This window comes from Ruegeria sp. BC1 (assembly GCF_056539305.1).
Window position 1 is genome coordinate 236,684 of sequence record NZ_JBQFUT010000007.1, and the last position, 17,152, is coordinate 253,835.

22 protein-coding genes are annotated in these 17,152 nt (G+C 55.6%); 18 read left to right on the forward strand and 4 right to left on the reverse strand.

Features of this window, described 5'->3' with window-relative positions:
- Positions 1-20 precede the first annotated feature (20 nt).
- The 8 genes from rpoZ to rnc are packed head-to-tail and all read left to right on the forward strand — an operon-like array spanning position 21 to position 6,445.
- A complete protein-coding gene (rpoZ, locus tag ACR0IY_RS16025; protein WP_170333724.1) occupies positions 21-374 on the forward strand; it encodes a DNA-directed RNA polymerase subunit omega in 354 nt (117 codons plus the stop codon).
- Between the two features lie 26 nt (positions 375-400).
- Complete coding sequence (locus ACR0IY_RS16030; protein ID WP_480674996.1) at positions 401-2,533, forward strand: RelA/SpoT family protein; 2,133 nt, start codon at positions 401-403, stop codon at positions 2,531-2,533.
- Between the two features lie 16 nt (positions 2,534-2,549).
- Positions 2,550-3,248 (forward strand): DUF2062 domain-containing protein, encoded by a 699-nt coding sequence (locus ACR0IY_RS16035; protein WP_480674998.1) that lies wholly within the window; start codon positions 2,550-2,552, stop codon positions 3,246-3,248.
- A complete protein-coding gene (locus ACR0IY_RS16040; RefSeq protein ID WP_480675000.1) occupies positions 3,241-3,987 on the forward strand; it encodes a pyridoxine 5'-phosphate synthase in 747 nt (248 codons plus the stop codon). Before ACR0IY_RS16035 ends, ACR0IY_RS16040 begins: the two co-directional genes overlap by 8 nt.
- Before the next feature lie 8 nt (positions 3,988-3,995).
- Positions 3,996-4,457, forward strand: coding sequence for a hypothetical protein (locus ACR0IY_RS16045; protein ID WP_480675002.1), 462 nt, complete (start codon positions 3,996-3,998; stop codon positions 4,455-4,457).
- Positions 4,454-4,897 carry a holo-ACP synthase gene (gene acpS / locus ACR0IY_RS16050; protein ID WP_480675004.1) on the forward strand — a complete coding sequence of 148 codons (444 nt, stop codon included), beginning with the start codon at positions 4,454-4,456 and terminating at the stop codon, positions 4,895-4,897. The genes ACR0IY_RS16045 and acpS overlap by 4 nt, the downstream gene beginning before the upstream one ends.
- Before the next feature lie 31 nt (positions 4,898-4,928).
- Positions 4,929-5,768, forward strand: a complete 840-nt coding sequence (lepB, locus tag ACR0IY_RS16055) for a signal peptidase I (RefSeq protein WP_480675006.1) — start codon at positions 4,929-4,931, stop codon at positions 5,766-5,768.
- Entirely contained in the window at positions 5,765-6,445 is a 681-nt protein-coding gene (gene rnc / locus ACR0IY_RS16060) for a ribonuclease III (RefSeq protein WP_480675008.1), read from the forward strand. Before lepB ends, rnc begins: the two co-directional genes overlap by 4 nt.
- A gap of 90 nt (positions 6,446-6,535) precedes the next feature.
- Here rnc and ACR0IY_RS16065 read toward each other — a convergent pair whose 3' ends face one another.
- Positions 6,536-7,912, reverse strand: a complete 1,377-nt coding sequence (locus ACR0IY_RS16065) for a multicopper oxidase family protein (RefSeq protein WP_480675009.1) — start codon at positions 7,910-7,912, stop codon at positions 6,536-6,538.
- A 158-nt stretch (positions 7,913-8,070) separates the two neighbouring features.
- Here ACR0IY_RS16065 and era point away from each other — a divergent pair, with 158 nt between their 5' ends.
- The 3 genes from era to ACR0IY_RS16080 all read left to right on the forward strand — a co-directional run bounded on the left by era (position 8,071) and on the right by ACR0IY_RS16080 (position 10,634).
- Complete coding sequence (gene era / locus ACR0IY_RS16070; RefSeq protein WP_480675011.1) at positions 8,071-8,979, forward strand: GTPase Era; 909 nt, start codon at positions 8,071-8,073, stop codon at positions 8,977-8,979.
- Positions 8,976-9,305 (forward strand): DUF1491 family protein, encoded by a 330-nt coding sequence (locus ACR0IY_RS16075; protein ID WP_480675013.1) that lies wholly within the window; start codon positions 8,976-8,978, stop codon positions 9,303-9,305. Before era ends, ACR0IY_RS16075 begins: the two co-directional genes overlap by 4 nt.
- 96 nt (positions 9,306-9,401) lie before the next feature.
- Positions 9,402-10,634 carry a flavin-containing monooxygenase gene (locus ACR0IY_RS16080; RefSeq protein WP_480675015.1) on the forward strand — a complete coding sequence of 411 codons (1,233 nt, stop codon included), beginning with the start codon at positions 9,402-9,404 and terminating at the stop codon, positions 10,632-10,634.
- Positions 10,635-10,689: 55 nt separating this feature from the next.
- Here the strand turns inward: ACR0IY_RS16080 and ACR0IY_RS16085 are convergent, their stop codons facing one another.
- Positions 10,690-11,586, reverse strand: coding sequence for a LysR family transcriptional regulator (locus ACR0IY_RS16085; protein WP_480675017.1), 897 nt, complete (start codon positions 11,584-11,586; stop codon positions 10,690-10,692).
- 155 nt (positions 11,587-11,741) lie between these two features.
- Between ACR0IY_RS16085 and ACR0IY_RS16090 the strand changes: the two genes are divergently transcribed.
- The 5 genes from ACR0IY_RS16090 (at position 11,742) to ACR0IY_RS16110 (ending at position 14,880) form a co-directional block, all read left to right on the forward strand.
- Positions 11,742-12,152 (forward strand): GFA family protein, encoded by a 411-nt coding sequence (locus ACR0IY_RS16090; RefSeq protein ID WP_170558299.1) that lies wholly within the window; start codon positions 11,742-11,744, stop codon positions 12,150-12,152.
- Between the two features lie 32 nt (positions 12,153-12,184).
- Positions 12,185-12,379: a DUF1059 domain-containing protein gene (locus ACR0IY_RS16095; protein ID WP_058272354.1), complete on the forward strand. Its 195-nt coding sequence runs from the start codon at positions 12,185-12,187 to the stop codon at positions 12,377-12,379.
- A 232-nt stretch (positions 12,380-12,611) separates the two neighbouring features.
- Entirely contained in the window at positions 12,612-13,232 is a 621-nt protein-coding gene (locus tag ACR0IY_RS16100) for a DUF1326 domain-containing protein (protein WP_480675019.1), read from the forward strand.
- 28 nt (positions 13,233-13,260) lie between these two features.
- Positions 13,261-14,031 (forward strand): DUF2182 domain-containing protein, encoded by a 771-nt coding sequence (locus ACR0IY_RS16105; protein WP_480675021.1) that lies wholly within the window; start codon positions 13,261-13,263, stop codon positions 14,029-14,031.
- Positions 14,032-14,205: 174 nt separating this feature from the next.
- Positions 14,206-14,880: a class I SAM-dependent methyltransferase gene (locus ACR0IY_RS16110; protein WP_480675023.1), complete on the forward strand. Its 675-nt coding sequence runs from the start codon at positions 14,206-14,208 to the stop codon at positions 14,878-14,880.
- 246 nt (positions 14,881-15,126) lie between these two features.
- On the opposite strand, the gene ACR0IY_RS16115 is transcribed toward ACR0IY_RS16110, so the two are convergent.
- Positions 15,127-15,924, reverse strand: a complete 798-nt coding sequence (locus ACR0IY_RS16115) for a hypothetical protein (protein WP_170745579.1) — start codon at positions 15,922-15,924, stop codon at positions 15,127-15,129.
- Positions 15,925-16,113: 189 nt separating this feature from the next.
- Positions 16,114-16,503 carry a MerR family transcriptional regulator gene (locus ACR0IY_RS16120; RefSeq protein ID WP_480675026.1) on the reverse strand — a complete coding sequence of 130 codons (390 nt, stop codon included), beginning with the start codon at positions 16,501-16,503 and terminating at the stop codon, positions 16,114-16,116.
- A gap of 89 nt (positions 16,504-16,592) precedes the next feature.
- Between ACR0IY_RS16120 and ACR0IY_RS16125 the strand changes: the two genes are divergently transcribed.
- Complete coding sequence (locus ACR0IY_RS16125; RefSeq protein WP_480675028.1) at positions 16,593-16,916, forward strand: hypothetical protein; 324 nt, start codon at positions 16,593-16,595, stop codon at positions 16,914-16,916.
- Between the two features lie 4 nt (positions 16,917-16,920).
- Entirely contained in the window at positions 16,921-17,139 is a 219-nt protein-coding gene (locus ACR0IY_RS16130) for a GDCCVxC domain-containing (seleno)protein (RefSeq protein WP_480675030.1), read from the forward strand.
- Positions 17,140-17,152: the final 13 nt, after the last annotated feature.

Sequence of the window (17,152 nt, forward strand, 5' to 3'; positions counted from 1 at the left end):
TCATTTACGGAGAGCGCCTCATGGCCCGCGTTACGGTCGAAGATTGTGTAGACAAGGTCCCGAACCGGTTCGAACTGGTGATGCTTGCAGCCCATCGGGCGCGCGAGATTTCCGCTGGTGCGTCGATCACTGTGGATCGTGACAACGACAAAAACCCTGTCGTGTCGCTGCGCGAAATCGCCGATGAAACTCAGAGCGCAGACGAGCTGCGTGAGCGTCTGATCGAGGCCAACCAGACTCAGATCGAGGTGGACGAGCCCGAAGAAGATCAGATGGCTCTGCTAATGGGTGCGGAATCAGACAAGCCTGCTGATGACGACATGTCCGAAGAGAAGCTGCTGCGCGCTCTGATGGAGGCTCAAGGCCAGGGGTAATCCCCAAAGACGAAGGTGCGGACCGGATGATTTCTGCTGACGACCTGATTGCGCTGGTCCGCAACTACAATCCAAAAACAAATGCTGAACGTATTGCCCGTGCCTACGAGTTCGGCAAACAGATGCATGAAGGGCAGTTCCGCCATTCCGGCGAGCCCTATTTCACCCATCCCGTTGCTGTTGCTGCCATCCTGACGGAACAGCGTCTGGATGATGCCACCATTATTACCGCGCTGCTGCACGACACGATCGAGGACACCAAGGCCAGCTATGGCAAGATTGCCGAGCTGTTCGGGGATGAGGTCGCCAAGCTGGTCGACGGCGTGACCAAACTGACCAACCTGCAACTCTCTAGCCGCGAAACCAAGCAGGCGGAAAACTTCCGTAAGCTGTTCATGGCTATGTCCAAGGACCTGCGAGTTATTCTGGTCAAGCTGGCCGACCGTCTGCACAACATGCGCACGATCAAGGCGATGCGCCCGGAAAAGCAGATCGTCAAAGCGCGAGAGACGATGGACATCTACGCGCCGCTTGCGGGCCGCATGGGTATGCAATGGATGCGCGAAGAACTCGAAGACCTCGCGTTCCGCGTCCTGAACCCCGAAGGCCGTCAGTCGATTATTCGCCGCTTTATCACGCTGCAACGCGAAACCGGGGATGTGATCCATCGCATTACCGGCGATATGCGGCATGAATTGGAAAAGGCCGGTATTGAGGCCGAGGTGTTCGGCCGCGCCAAGAAACCCTATTCAATCTGGCGCAAGATGCAGGAAAAAGATCAGGGATTTTCGCGCCTGTCTGACATCTATGGTTTCCGCATCATCACGCGGTCCGAGGAAGACTGCTATCGCACTCTTGGAGCGATCCACCAGCGTTGGCGCGCCGTTCCGGGGCGGTTCAAAGATTACATCAGCCAGCCGAAGTCAAACGGCTATCGCTCGATCCACACCACCGTATCGGGGCGTGACGGCAAACGGGTTGAGGTCCAAATCCGTACCCGCCAGATGCACGACGTGGCCGAAACCGGCGTCGCGGCACACTGGTCCTATCGCGACGGCGTGCGCTCGGAAAACCCCTTTGCTGTAGACCCGGCCAAATGGATCGCGAACCTGACCGAACAATTCGACAGCGAAGATGATCACGAAGACTTCCTCGAAGCGGTAAAGCTTGAGATGTATTCGGACCAGGTGTTCTGCTTCACGCCCAAGGGGGATGTGGTCAAGCTGCCGCGCGGGGCGACGCCGATTGACTTCGCCTATGCGATTCACACCCGGATCGGCCATGCCTGTGTTGGGGCCAAGGTGGATGGCATCCGCGTGCCGCTGTGGACCCGGATCAAGAATGGTCAATCCGTGGATATTATCACCGCGGATGGTCAGACACCGCAGGTCACTTGGCTTGAGATTGCAGTGACCGGCAAGGCCCGTACCTCAATCCGCCGCGCCTTGCGCGAAGTGGATCGCGAACGGTTCATCAAGCTGGGCAAAGAGCTTGCGCGCTCGGGATTTGATCACGTCGGTCGTAAGGCCACCGACAAGGCGCTGGACACCGCTGCAAAACACCTGCGCCTGAAGGACCGGCACGAGTTGCTGGCCCGCCTCGGAAGTGCCGAACTGACAGCGCATGACGTGGTTAGCGCAGTCTATCCCGAACTCACTCAGGACGACGGCGATGCCATTTCCCCACGCCGCGCGGTGATTGGCCTTGAGCCGGGTCAGAAATTCGATCGTGCCCCCTGTTGCCAGCCGTTGCCGGGCGAGCGTATCGTCGGCATTACATATCGCGGCAAGGGCGTTGTGGTACACGCCATCGATTGTGACCGTTTGACCGAATTCGAAAGCGAACCGGGGCGATGGGTTGATCTGCACTGGCATTCGGGCACACACCCGGCCGTGTACGGTGTTACGCTGGATTTGACCATCGGTAACGATGCTGGCGTTCTGGGGCGTATTTGCACATTGATAGGTGAGAAAAAGGCTAATATCTCAAACTTGGAATTCGTTGACCGTAAACCGGATTTTTATCGCCTTCTGATCAGTGTCGAACTGCGCGACCTTGAACAGTTGCATTCGCTGATGCTGATGCTTGAGGCCGAAAGCGATGTTGCTGCGGTCGAGCGGTACCGGGAAAGAGAAAAAACCGCGGTCGCGGCTGGCTGAGAAGGGGTGATCAGGAGTGGTTTTCAAGCGCCGAGATCGACGCTCGCCTGTCCAGATCGCTTCGGAATTCGTCTATCCCCGCGGGGGATGGACCCGGGCGTTCCATTACGTCAAACACCGCGTCCGACGCTTGCCGGACACGCCTGAACGCATTGCGCGTGGAATAGGGGCCGGTGTGTTTACTGCCTTCACGCCATTCTACGGTTTGCATTTCGTCGTTGCCGCGGTGATCGCCCGCCTGATCAACGGCAATATGCTGGCCGCACTCAGCGGCACATTCTTTGGCAATCCGCTGACATATGTTCCCATCGGTGTGGTGTGTCTGCAAACGGGCCACTTTCTGCTTGGCGACGATTTTGAAGAAGGCGAGACCCACGGTCTGATGGACAGTTTCGCTAGGGCGCTCAGCGATCTGAAAAACAACTTCATCGCCATGTTCACCGACCGTGATGCGGACTGGCGCGGGCTTAGCGTGTTCTATGACGAGGTGTTCTTTCCCTATATGATCGGCGGCATCATTCCGGGGCTTTTGGCGGGCGTAGTCTGCTATTATCTCAGCCTTCCCCTGATACGCACCTATCAGCTTCGCCGCCGGTCCAAGATCAAGGCAAAGTTTGAAGAAATCAAACGGCTTGCCGAATCCAGGGCTGCCGTTTCCGTGACAAACCCACTAGGCTCGGGCCGGAATTCGGAAAAGGAATCACGTGATGTCTGACAACCCCCTGCGCCTGGGCGTGAACATTGATCATGTGGCCACGGTCCGTAATGCGCGCGGCGGGGCCTATCCCGATCCGTTGCGTGCGGCCAAACTGGCCGAAGAGGCAGGGGCCGACGGCATCACTGCGCATTTGCGCGAAGACCGCCGCCATATTTCGGACGCCGATATCGATGGTCTGATGGAAGTCCTGTCGGTGCCGTTGAACTTTGAGATGGCGGCAACCCCTGAGATGCAGAAAATCGCCTTGCGCCACAAGCCGCACGCGGTCTGTATCGTCCCGGAAAAGCGTGAGGAACGCACGACTGAAGGCGGGCTTGAAGTCGCCCGCGAGGAAAACAAACTCGCCCATTTCATTGCCCCTCTGCGCGAAGCCGGTTGCCGGGTGTCTATCTTCATCGCCGCCGACCAGCGCCAGATCGACGCCGCACATCGCATCGGAGCTGAGGTCATCGAACTGCATACCGGCGCCTATTGCGATGCCCACGCCGACGGCCACATCGATGAAGCCGCGCGCGAACTGGAAAGCCTGCGCGAGATGTCTGCCTATGCCCATTCTCTGGGCCTAGAGGTTCACGCAGGCCACGGCCTGACCTATGACACCGTGAAACCGGTTGCCGCCTTCCCCGAGGTGCGCGAGCTGAACATTGGCCACTTCCTGATCGGTGAAGCGATCTTTTTGGGGCTCACCCCGGCCATCGCCGAGATGCGTCGACTGATGGACGAGGCGCGCGCTTGAAACGAGCAATGGCCATATCTACGACAAAGGACAAGGTAAGGTTAGACTACGTCACGTACTTGGCGTTTGTCTTTTCAGTGCTGGTGTTTTTGTCGTTGATCCGGCGCCTGTTCGACGTGGACTTTCCTGTTTCGCTGATGCCCATGAGCATCGCACTTATTGTTGCGGCGTACTTCTACGGGGGGTGGGTCGGCACAAATGGTAAGCAACGCGGACCGTCCTTCAAAAGTTGGGTTCTAGCCAAAAAAATGGTTCTGACGGGCCTCTGTGTCGTTCTGGGCCTTTTTCTGATTCAGGTTTTTGCGTTTGGTTTTTTTGCGGTTTTTGCGGATGGAACGGCTCTGGTACTTTACGGTGTCCAGATTGTTGTCGCCGGCTGCATCTCGCTCGTTTCGTGCCGGTTCGCATTCATACTTGGTGTCAAAAGTGGCTATTCGATTGTTCTGAAAAAAGAAAACCGAAGCACATGATCCTCGGCATAGGCACAGACCTCGCGAATATCGACCGTATTCAGGGCACGCTCGAGCGGTTCGGCGACCGCTTCCGCAATCGTGTTTTTACCGAGATTGAGCAGCGCAAAGCCGAACGCCGAGCGGATGTTGCGGGCACTTACGCCAAACGCTGGGCCGCGAAAGAGGCCTGTTCCAAAGCGCTGGGTACCGGTCTGCGAATGGGCATTTCATGGAAAGATATGGCCGTAAGCAACCTGCGCACCGGCCAGCCAGTGATGCATGTCACCGGTTGGGCCGCTGAGCGCCTCAAGGAGATGACCCCCGAAGGGCATGAGGCGATCATCCACGTCACCCTGACAGACGATCACCCCTGGGCGCAGGCTTTTGTGGTGATCGAGGCGCGCCCAGCCTCTGATCCTGGCGTGGCCTTGACTTGGCCCAATCCGCCACGCATGTAGCACTCCAACAAACCAAGGACCGGAGAGCAGTATGGCCGAGGACGTCAAAACCGGAAATCCCGTGTGGGAGACGATAAAAACTATCGTCTATGCCCTGTTGATCGCGGGCGTATTCCGCACCCTGTTTTTCCAGCCGTTCTGGATCCCATCGGGTTCGATGAAACAAACCCTGCTGATCGGAGATTTCCTGTTCGTCAACAAGATGGCCTATGGCTATTCCTACGCTTCCTGCCCCAGTCTGATCATCCCCAGCGTCGGTCTAAATATTGATGCCGAGGATATCTGCGGTTGGATGCAGGGCGACGATAACACTCGCATTTGGGGCGCACAGCCCGAGCGCGGCGACGTCATCGTCTTTCGTCATCCCGTCACCGGACGCGATTATATCAAACGTTTGATCGGCCTGCCGGGTGATCGGATACAGGTCCGAGAAGGTCAGATCATTCTGAACGGCACCCCCGTGCCGCAACAACCCGATGGGGTGTTTACTGAAATTGCCGCACCGCAGGGGCCGCAAGGCCTGCGCCCGCGCTGTGAAAACGGCCCTGTTGGGATCGGTGGCGTTTGCGAAAAGTCGCGCTTTGTTGAAACTTTGCCCAACGGCGTGGCCTATGATGTTCTGAACATTGGCAATCAAGGTGCAGACAACACCGGCATCTATACTGTGCCCGAAGGTCACTATTTCTTCATGGGCGACAACCGTGACAATTCAAGTGACAGCCGCCTGCCACAATCCGCAGGTGGGGTCGGCTATGTGCCTTATGAAAATCTGATTGGTCGTGCTGACCGCATCATGTTCTCGTCCGCGGGCCGGTCGATGCTGTTTTTCTGGACCTGGCGCGGTGATCGCTTTTTCAAGGCGGTCAATTGAAGCTTTCGGCCGAAATAAAAGCGTTTCAGCAACGCCTGGGGTACGAATTTAACAGCCCCGAGTTGCTGGTTCGGGCTTTGACCCACGGCTCGGTGTCATCCCCGACTCGCGCCGACAACCAACGTTTGGAGTTTTTGGGCGACCGGGTGCTGGGTTTGGTCATGGCGACTGCTTTGCTTGAGGCCGACAAGCAAGCCTCTGAAGGGCAACTGGCCCCTCGTTTCAACGCGCTGGTTCGAAAAGAGGCTTGTGCTGACGTGGCCCGCCAGATTGATCTGGGCGCCGTCCTGAAACTGGGTCGGTCTGAAATGCTGTCCGGTGGCCGTCGCAAACAAGCTCTGTTGGGTGACGCGATGGAGGCGGTGATCGCCGCCATCTACCGCGATGCCGGGTTTGAGGCTGCGCGCGATGTAATTCTTTCTCTCTGGGGGGATCGCGTTCACACGGTCGAAGCCGATGCTCGCGACGCCAAAACCTCATTGCAGGAATGGGCGCAAGCGAGGGGGCAAAAGCCACCCAGCTATGTTGAAATCAACCGCAGCGGCCCCGATCACGCCCCAGTTTTCACAATCGCCGCCCGCCTGCAGGATGGGACCGAGATGCAGGCCACCGCTGGCTCAAAACGTCAGGCCGAACAAGCGGCGGCGAAGGCACTATTGGATCGCCTGCCGAAGTGATCTGCAGGATCCAGCTTCATCTGATTGAAATTTTCTCGGGCGCGGGGGCTGGCCCCTCGATCAGTAGGATTGGCGTGGCCAATTCGACAGTCAAACCACCCGAATAAATCCGGTCAGCCCGGTTTTCTGGTGCTCGATCACATGACAATGAAACGCCCAGTTTCCGGGATTGTCGGCAACCAGAGCAATCTCGACCACCTCGTCTTTTAACAACAGCATGGTGTCGGTCAGCAGCGGGGGCAACCTTCTCAGGTTCGACTTCAACGGCACAAAGACCAACCCGTGCAGGTGTATCGGATGCAGGTTCGGGGATTCATTGCGCAGCCGAAAGACGTAGCTTTTTCCAAGTTCCAGTGTCGCCAACGGTCCAACGTCCTGCGCGGCGTCACCGGGCCAGGGTTTTCTGTTAATCGACCAGAAATTGTATCCAAGTGATCCACAGAACCCGTTTGCTGGTTCGCCGCCCTCGGGTGTCCAGCCGAACACAAACTCGTGTGTCTCGGCATTGACCAAATCGGGCTTCGCAGTTGGGTTTTCCGGTAACGGGTGCAATTCACGCAGATCGCGGGCACCGGATGCACCCAAGGCGCGCAACCGGGTCATCGGCCGATGCGCTTGGCCGGGGAATTTAGCCATCAGATCGACCGTTTGCCCTTCGATCTCAGGCATTGCGACCGCCATGTCTACGCGTTGACCCGGCCCGACCAAAAGCGGCTCATCCGCGCTGGGCATTGGGACATCAAAATTCACAGGATGTCCGTCCCAGGCGATGATCCGCGCCTCGGAACCTACCAAATGCAGTTTGTAAACGCGGGTGGTGTCAGTGTTGACAACGCGCAACCGCACCAGACCGCCCGATTGATGATCGTAAACCGGTGCATCCAGCCAATTGGCAGTCCGTGTGTTGCCAAAGGTTCCAGCACGGGCTGCCCCACGTGCGGTATATGCCGGAAGAAAACTGCCATCCTCATCCAGCCGGAAATCACGTAGGTTAATCACCTGCTCACTGTCGAAACCGGGATCCTCAGGTTCCGCAATGACCATGACCCCAGTCAGTCCACGGGCCATCTGCTCCATCGTCATACAGTGGGGGTGATACCAGTAGGTGCCCGCGTCAGGTGGGGTAAATTCATACTCGAACACCTCATTCGAACCGATTGGCATTTGAGTCAAATAGGGCACTCCGTCCATTCCATTGGGAATGCGCAATCCGTGCCAGTGCATTGCGGTATAATCAGGCAGGGTGTTGCGCACCCGCATCCTCATGGTTTTGCCCTGAGTACCGTATATAACCGGAGGTGGCGCATTCGGCGATAAGCTCACCATGCCTGTTGTGACTTGATCGCGTAGCGCAAAGCTGGCTGGTTGGACGACAAGCTCCTGCGTACTGTCCGCCAATCCGAAACCGGCCAACCCAATTGCTCCGGCTGTGGCACCGCTGCCCAAAAGAAACTCACGACGTTTCATCACTGCCTCATTGAAATGACATTTTCCTGGCTGAGTTTGGCTTGGCTCAGCCCAGTTCCTGCCACCCTCAATGCATGGCTGCAATGCGACAAATCCCTCTGGCCCATAGGTCTTTTCTGCTATAGGGGTGCGCACTTGCAAACAGGATCGCAGGACACATGACCACACGCGCCGGATTTATCGCCCTGATCGGAGAGCCCAACGCAGGCAAATCCACCCTTTTGAACCGCATGGTCGGGGCCAAGGTCTCGATCGTGACGCATAAGGTGCAGACCACGCGCGCCCGTATCCGCGGCGTGGCGATGGAAGGCGATGCGCAGTTGGTGTTCGTCGACACGCCGGGCCTGTTCAAACCTCGCCGCCGTCTGGATCGCGCCATGGTTGCCGCCGCATGGGGCGGGGCAGCGGATGCCGATGTTGTTGTGCTGATGGTCGAGGCTCATCGTGGTATCACTGAAGGGGTTGAACGCATCCTCGAAGGGCTCGACGAGATCGGGCAGGGCCGCACCATCGCGCTGGCCATCAACAAGATCGACAAGGTGCCGTCCGAGAAGTTGCTGGCGCTGACCAGCGACCTGAACACCCGTTATCCTTTTGCCGAAACCTTCATGATCTCTGCCGAAAAAGGTCACGGCGTTGACGATCTGCGCAAATGGCTGGCCTCGGAACTGCCCGAAGGCCCGTGGCTTTATCCCGAAGATCAGATCGCTGATCTGCCCCTGCGCATGATCGCCGCTGAAATGACGCGCGAGAAGCTGACCCTGCGCCTACATCAGGAACTGCCTTACCAACTGACCGTCGAGACCGAGAACTGGGAAGAGCGCAAGGACGGCTCAGCCAAAATCGATCAGGTCATCTATGTGATGCGCGACGGTCACAAGGGTATTGTGCTGGGCAAACGCGGTGAGACGATCAAGGCGGTCAGTCAGGCCGCGCGGGCCGAGCTGGAAGAATTCCTCGACCGCAAGATTCACCTGTTCCTGCAGGTCAAAGTCCGCCCCAACTGGCTGGAGGAATCCGAGCGGTATTCGGAAATGGGTTTGGATTTCAAAGACGGCAACGCATGACCCGCCTGACAGCTGATTTCTGGGTCCACGCCTATCTGGCACGGCTGCGGTTTCAGGAGATCCCTGCTTTTGTCGTAACGCACGGAGACGATACGGCAGGGGCGGTGTTGGTGAAACTCAACACGCTGGACGGGCAGGCGGTGGCTTATCAACGCAGCTTTGACCTGATGAGCGGTGAGCGCAAATGGGTCGAGCTGTCCTCTGGCCTCGAGGCGGACGTGGACGAGGCCATCCAGCGCCAACGCAGCTTTGACCCCGACCTCTGGGTGATTGAGGTCGAGGACCGGCAGGGACGGCATCTGCTGGGGGAAGAAGGGTTGGAGTAGCAACCCCGTGAACGGCTGCTCTGAGCCCAAAGCGGACATTGATACGTTGAAGCAACTAGCTGTCGCCGATAGAGTTTCATAGAGAGGTTTGCTGCTATGTACACCCTGATTGACACTGTGGTTGTGGGCGGAGGTCAAGCTGGTCTTTCTGTTAGCTGGCACTTAAAGCAGGCTGGTCATGATCACGTTGTTTTGGACCGCGGGCAGATCGGCGATACATGGCGTAACCGTTGGGACTCGTTCTGCCTGGTCTCTCCTAACAAACTCTGCCGACTTCCAGGTTTCCATTACGATGGGGATGATCCCGATGGTTTCATGCTCCGCGATGAGATCGTCAAGTACATCGAAGATTATGCGAGCAGTTTTGGTCCGCCCTATCGAGGGGGCGTTGAGGTAGCTAGAATCGAGGCAAGTGCAGGACCGGGTCGGTTCAAACTAACCACATCAGATGGCGAAATCAGAGCACAGAACTTGATCGTCACCGTCGGCACGCATCAACACCCGAATATACCAAGTTGGCATTACGATCTGCCTGAAAGGGTTACTGGCATTCATACGTGTGACTATCGCAACTCAGCGAGCCTACCGGATGGCGCGGTATTCATTATTGGAAGTGGTCAGTCAGAGTGTCAGGTCGCTGAGGACCTGCACTTATCCGGGCGCGACGTACATCTCGCAGTGGGCAGTGCTGGCCGCATCCCACGTCGCTATAGGGGGCGCGACATTTTTGAATGGGACTTGGCGACTGGGTACATGAACATGGCGGTAAAGGACCATCCCAAAGGGACAGCTATCCGGTTCAAAGCCCATCCACATCTCTCTGGGCGAGAGGGTGGTCGTATTATTGATCTTCGCCAGATGGCGCTCGACGGGGTCAAACTACACAGCAAGATTGAGGGTGTTCAAGACGGGTGTCTGATTTTGGCGGGCGGACTTGAAGAGACGCTCAAGGCAGTGGACGATGTGTGCCGCGCGGAAATGGAGAGCATCGACACGTTTGTTGCAGAGAATGGACTCGATGATCCCAAGGAAATTGTTGTCCCGATCAACTGGCAGCCCAAACCTGAACCACCGTTCTTCGACTTGGCTGCAGCAAATGTTTCAACCGTCATATACGCAACCGGGTTTCACCGCGATTTTGGATGGATCGACTTGCCAGTCTTCGATGAGACTGGCTATCCGCTATATGAGCGAGGTATTACAGACGTAGATGGCATGTACTTCTGCGGACTGCATTGGATGCATACACAAGGGTCAGGCCTGTTTTATGGCGTGGGCGAGGACGCGGAGTATGTAGTTGATCACTTGAATTCCACTTCGAACAATTGAGGTGCGCGACAGCCTCGAGCCTAGCTTGGTTCGAAGGTTTCCAACTGCAACTGGATCAGTTTTCGGACGTGTTTGCCGAGACGACTTGCGACTGAGATATAAGCCAGTTGACGAACACATTAGCCTCGGGACGCTGAAATTCTGCTTGAGTCTGGATGTAGTAGACGCCGAAGAGTGGCTCAGAGAACAATTCAATCATCCGACCAGATGAAAGATCTTCCTCAAAAAAAGCTCTGGCAGAATACGTGATACCGTCACCCCGGCGAACCGCAGTCATGATCAGGTTCCCCGGCATGTGGTTTATGGTCAATGGCTCGGCAGGAACAACCCCGTGATAGGTGAACCAGTCAGCCGCCTCGTTGGTGCCCAGTTCCTGTAACCAGGGCAGCTTCGTTAAAAAGGCCGGGTCACGCAGGTCTTGGTCTCTCACCAATGAAGGTGCTCCGATCACTACCATGTCGGTGACAAGGACAGTATCCTCTTTTTTTCTTGGCATGCGTCTGTCGTGATACCGAATGGCGACATCTATACCGCCGGGGCGTATCTGAACCAGTTCCGAAGTTGGGTTCAGCATCAAAGTGATCTCTGGGTGTTCACGTTGAAACTCTGCCATTCTCGGCAATAGCCACTCCACCGCGAATGCTGGTGACATGGTCACTTGAACGGGACGCTTTGCTGTGTGTTCTGCCAGTCGTTCGACACCCCTTCCAATGATTTCAAACCCGATACCCAGTTCACGTGCAAGTATGATGCCTGGCTCGGTCAGCTCAATGCTGCGCCCACGTTTAGCAACGAGAGCTACACCCAAATGCCTTTCCAACGATTTCACCTGCTGGCTGACAGCTGCTTGGGTCACGTTCAAGCGTTCAGCCGCCACGGTGTAACTCCCTGCTTCCGCAACCGCTGAGAAAGCGCGCAAAGCGTTCATCGGGGGAAGGTGCAGCCAATCCATACTATAGTTTTTCTTATGTATCCTCAGACTATTTGCTTCGCATGATAACGGTTTTCTTGACAATATTCACAGTGAAATCTGTTTTTGTGCTGGGGAAAAGGCGAACGCTTCAACGCTGATGTTTGCAGAGCCGCACGTCAGGAGAGTTTGATACGATGGAAAAACTTCAAGGTGGATGTTACTGTGGTGCCGTTCGGTATCAGATAGCGACACCGCCAGTTTGGTCGGGTCATTGCCATTGCCGTTCGTGCCAAATGGCCCTTGGCGGTGCCTTTGTAACTTGGGCTAAAGTGGCCGCCGAAGACTTTGAAGTGATCAAAGGCGAAATCCAACACATTGAGAAAACTCCGGGTATTCGCCGAGGGTTTTGTCGGGAATGTGGAACGACGTTGACTTATGCTGCCCTAAATGAAGTTGAGGGCCAAGACTGGAGCGCAGATGCTTGGTTTTCTGCTGTGACGTTGGATGACCCATCGATTGCGCAACCCAAGGCCCATGTCTTCGTATCACGCCAGCAGCCATGGATAAAACTCGACGACGGTCTCCCGACGTTTCCTGAGTTTTGATCAACTTTCCCGTCCAGAAAGAGGAGAAAATGATGAACACCGCATTTTCATATGCCTGCAAGGATTGCGAGGGCATGGAGGCCTGCCCAGGCAAAGTGATCGCAGCGACCAAAGATGAAGTATGGAAACTCATGGAGCTCCACGCGGTGGTCGCTCATGGAGAGGACCCCAGCTCGTGGGATGCCGACACTCGGGCATATCTGGGAACATTGATAAAACCAGCATGATCAAATCAGTTAAGCTTCGAACCCAATGATATTTCGGTTTGGATCGCTTGGTGACGAATGGCGGTATTGTTGCGAAGGACAGGCTTGGGCTGCCAACCAGCTAATCATGTAAGCTGTAGGGATAGGCAGCTCTGTGCCCTAAGGAGACATAGTTAACCTTCTGGTTGATTGGTGAAAAGCAGCCTTTCTGCTAAAATACAGCCGTGGAAAACGTGGGATGGGAGGAGAAATCATGTCTTGGAATGTTTCAGGTGAACTCGTCGAAACCTGCAATTGCAACATGCTTTGCCCATGCTGGTTCGGACAAGCTGACCTCATGCTCTTGGACCAAGGGTATTGCGCGACTTCCCTGTTGATACGCATTCGCGAGGGCTCTCATGAAGGCGTGGACCTTTCTGGCCAAAACGCGATTGTCTCATTGCATTTCCCTGGGCCGACACTGTTCGACGCCAACGGCACCGGGCGAGTGTACATTGACGAAAACGCCAGCGATGCGCAGGCGGCGGCATTGGAGACTATCTTGCAGGGTGCGTCCGGCGGCGGCATGGAGGTGCCGGCAAGCCTGTTGTCGACCTGGCTTCCGACCAAACGCGCCGGGATCAGCGTGACCGAGGCCGATGGCGAAATAACTGCAAGCGTGGCCGGTGTGGGCGAGATGAAATCCCGTCGCCTGGTCAATGACCTCGGCAACAAGATGAAACTGCAGAACGCCGCGTTCAGCCTCGCCTTCGGGCATGAGGAGCATGAAGGTGATCTGGCCCCCAGTGAAGGAACCACTTGGAACGACGCTGATATGCCCGTGACCTGGACGGGCCGGTCGGGTGTGGTCGGACAAGTCGCTTGGGCCGGCTGAGGCCGGGCCGGATCTTCAGGCCATCATAATGAAAGCTGTAGGGGTCGCACGACGAGATCGGGCGCTGGTGCTGGCAGCGCTAGTCGCGCTCACGGCGCTGGCGTGGGCCTATACAATCTACCTCGGGCTTGGTTCGTCCTCGATGACGATGGTTGGCGACATGGCCATGCCGATGATGATGCAGTGGTCCGTCGCGGATTTTGTCTTCATGTTTGTCATGTGGGCGGTGATGATGTTCGCGATGATGCTGCCTTCGGTTACACCCGCCGTAATGATCTACGAGCGGGTCCGCGCGAAGCGGGAGGAGGCAGGGCGACCCTTCGTGCCAACGGGCAGCTTCGTGGCGGGGTATCTGTTGGTTTGGCTGGGGTTCTCGCTGGCGGCGACTGTATTGAATTGGTGGCTGCACACTGGTGGCGCGCTTTCCTCAATGATGGGGAGAGTTGCGCCGACTGTGGGCGGCGTGATGTTGATACTTGCCGGGTTGTTCCAATGGACGCCGCTCAAGAACGCTTGCCTAGAGCATTGCCGCTCGCCCATGAGTTTTCTGACGACTCATTGGCACGAGGGAACCCTGGGTGCCGCGAAGATGGGGCTTCACCATGGGGCCTACTGTCTTGGCTGCTGCTGGATGCTGATGGTGCTGTTGTTTGTATTGGGCGTTATGAACCTGCCGTGGGTTGCCGTACTTACAATCGTAGTGTTGGCAGAAAAGACGTCGCAATTCGGGCGGTTTCTGAGCCGCGGATTGGGCGTGGTTTTGATTGCCTGGGGCGGGTGGCTGATCACGCTCGCCTGAGTAAACGTTGGTGCCTTCACAGGATGGATAAATGCCACCGCAGAGCGATTTTCAACACGTCACCGGACAAACATTTTCTGCGGGAGATTAAGGTCCGCTCCGAACCTTAAGCGGAAATAGGGGAGCTGGTGTGCTAAACTGTTGCAAGACCATTCAGATTTTCTGGAGTTGGCAATGACTCACATCGATCACCTAAAATCGATATGCGAACTTAATGGGCTTCAAGTCGTCGATGTTGGTGCGGGTGACGGCGTCTATTCGCGAGACTTGTACGCTGCAGGAGCCAAAGTCACCGCAATAGAGATAGATCCGGACAAAGTTGCTGAAGCCAAAGAAGATCTACCAAGAAACATCGACGTTAGGCTTGGGGCTGCTGAAGATCTGCCCCTCGAGTCCGGCTCGCAGGACCTCGCGTGTTTGTTCTTCTCACTTCATCACATTCCAGTGGAAGTTCAGCACACTGCTTTCACTGAAATTCGCCGCGTTCTTGGAAACAGTGGGCGGTTGCACATAGTGGAGCCCTATCCTTACGGGACAATGTTTGACGTTGTTCGATTGGTGGAAGATGAAACCCTCGTTCGAACTCATTCTCATAAAACACTTAACCAATTGGACGGAGTAGACGGGTTTCGGCTGGAAAAAAAAATTGAGTACGTCCTTACCCGTGAATATCCGACTTTCGAAGCGTTCCTGGAAAAGATTGTTTGGCCGGATCCAGATCGTTCTAGAGCTTATGAAAAGGTTTCTTCCGACGTGGAAGGTGCATTCAACCGGTCGGTCCAAGCCTTTGATGGGAAGATTGTTTTACACCAGCCCTGCGCCGCATACCACTTTATCGTTTCCTATTAACGGCTGCCATACCGCGAGATCCAGCTCCGTATAGCAATTTCGCCCACATGACGATCCTTGGAGATTTTTCGATGAAATCTGGACGCGGCCTTGGATTCGGCAAAGCAATTGGCCAGTAACCTCCAGCAAGCGGCTACAACTAGCCCAATGCAGACTAGAACTCGTCCTATCTTAGTTTTTTAAGAAGTTTCAGTCAGGTTCGCGCGAGTGTCGTTGATATACCGCGACAACAAACTTCCGAATGGCTCACTTGGTCAACCGATCTTCCGAGTATACATTCGGGTCGATGATCGCGACTATGTCGCTGCCGCTATCCTCCAAGCCAAGTCTTTCGCACAACCGTGCTGATGCAACGTTGCCCGGAGCAATGCCTGTCTTGAACCCAGTTGCTCCAAGCTTTTCATGAGAGTGTATCATAGCTTTGGCCCCCAAGACTTTTGCTACACCTTCACCCATGCGTTCAGGTTTGGTCGATAGTTGCCCCCATTGAGCGCGACGATGCAGCCTACTGCTGGGCGGATGGCACAGAACTGAGCCCGCGGTTGCAACGGGAGCGCCTGAGCTGTCAAAGACGACCATCGCAAATCCGGGGCGAGACAATCCGCGCATAACCGGCCCTATTGGCGGCAGAACACCGTGGCTCATCGCGACCTCTGCGAAAGCTTCGAGCCATTCTGGCGGAGAGTCTCGATCAATCACACGTACAGTCAAATCCTCGGGCAACGCTCGTGTGGCAATTATTTTCCGAGCAATGTCAACACAGTTCAGCCCGCCAAGATAACAAGCTATTGTGTCAGTTTTTAATCCCTGACTTTCAATGACTTCTCGCGCCTTTGCCACCTCTTGACGCGGTATGCTTTCTATCGCCGTGATGCCAAGTATTCGGGCCATTGCAACGGCATCATCCAAAGCCCCGCTGTACTCGTTGGCAATTTGAATACCGCGCCCATGGCTACAAAATCGAGGGTCATCACCCAATAGCTGGATAAGATGCTCACCCATGGTCGACATGCGTCGCTGTGCATCACTTCCAAACACTTCCATGGGTTATCCTTTGGGCCGCCGCAAAATAGTTCGACGATGATCGTTTGATATGAGTTGCGTCGTCAAGCGCACGTCAGACGCGAGACCGCGACGAAAAGAGAGTTATTGGTCGAGGGTGAATGGCAACTATGTCCGCTTGCGGTTTCTCACGACAATTCGACGAACGATCGCACCGAGCCCAAAGTTTCACTAGTCGGTACGCAGTTTTGAGAGCATGGGGCAGGAGACATTCCCGCTGTCGCAGTTGGCTGTGAGTTCGTTTAGCGCTGCTTCCAATCGCTTCAGCTCGTTTATCTTTTTACGCACATTGAAGATATGAATCTCAGCCAGCTCTTTTACGGATCGGCAATCTTCTCCGCCGCCTTCGGACAGGCTGAGAAGCGTCTTTGTATCGGCTAGTGGAAAGCCCAAATCACGGCATTTCTTCAGGAAACGAAGCCTTCCAACGTCGTGCGCGGAGTACATCCGCCGGTTATTCGGTGCCCGTTCTGGTTTGGGCACGATCCCTTCGCGTTCATAGTAGCGGATCGTTTCAATGCCGACACCGCTTTGCCGGGATGCTTCCCCAATCGCAAACATGTGAGTTTTCCCGTCTTGATCCTGTAGCGACTACAGAAGTTATACGAGAGGCTGACACTTCGACAACTCCAACCAGTCAAGGGAATGAAATGCAAAAGTACCTTAGCGTTAGTTATCTGGGGTCACTGTCAGCACTCGGCGTCGCGACTTGCTGTGTATTGCCCATGACAATGATGTTGCTGGGACTAGGAGGCAGTTGGCTGGCCATTTTCGGAAAGATCGCGGCGGCAAGCTACTACATATTGGCGATTTCGACGGCGCTTGTCGCTATATCGTGGCTTGTATCTTATCAGCGCGGTTCCCTAACAAAGTTGAAATGGTGGCTTTCGGGGACGACCGCAATCACCGCGTTAGCTTGGGTCGTCGTCTTTAACGAGGCCCGGATCAACGATTACCTGATAATGCAGATGTGAAACAATGACAGAGCAAACTGTAGTGCTTGAAAGCACCCTTACATGCCCGAAATGCGGTCACAGCGAAACCGAATTAATGCCGACGGATGCTTGCCAGTGGTTCTATGAATGCAAGTCTTGCGCAGCGGTCTTGAAGCCGTTGGAAGGGGACTGTTGTGTCTACTGCTCCTATGCCACGGTGCCTTGCCCGCCGATCCAGAATGGCGATAGTTGTTGCGGATGACAAAGTCTGCTTT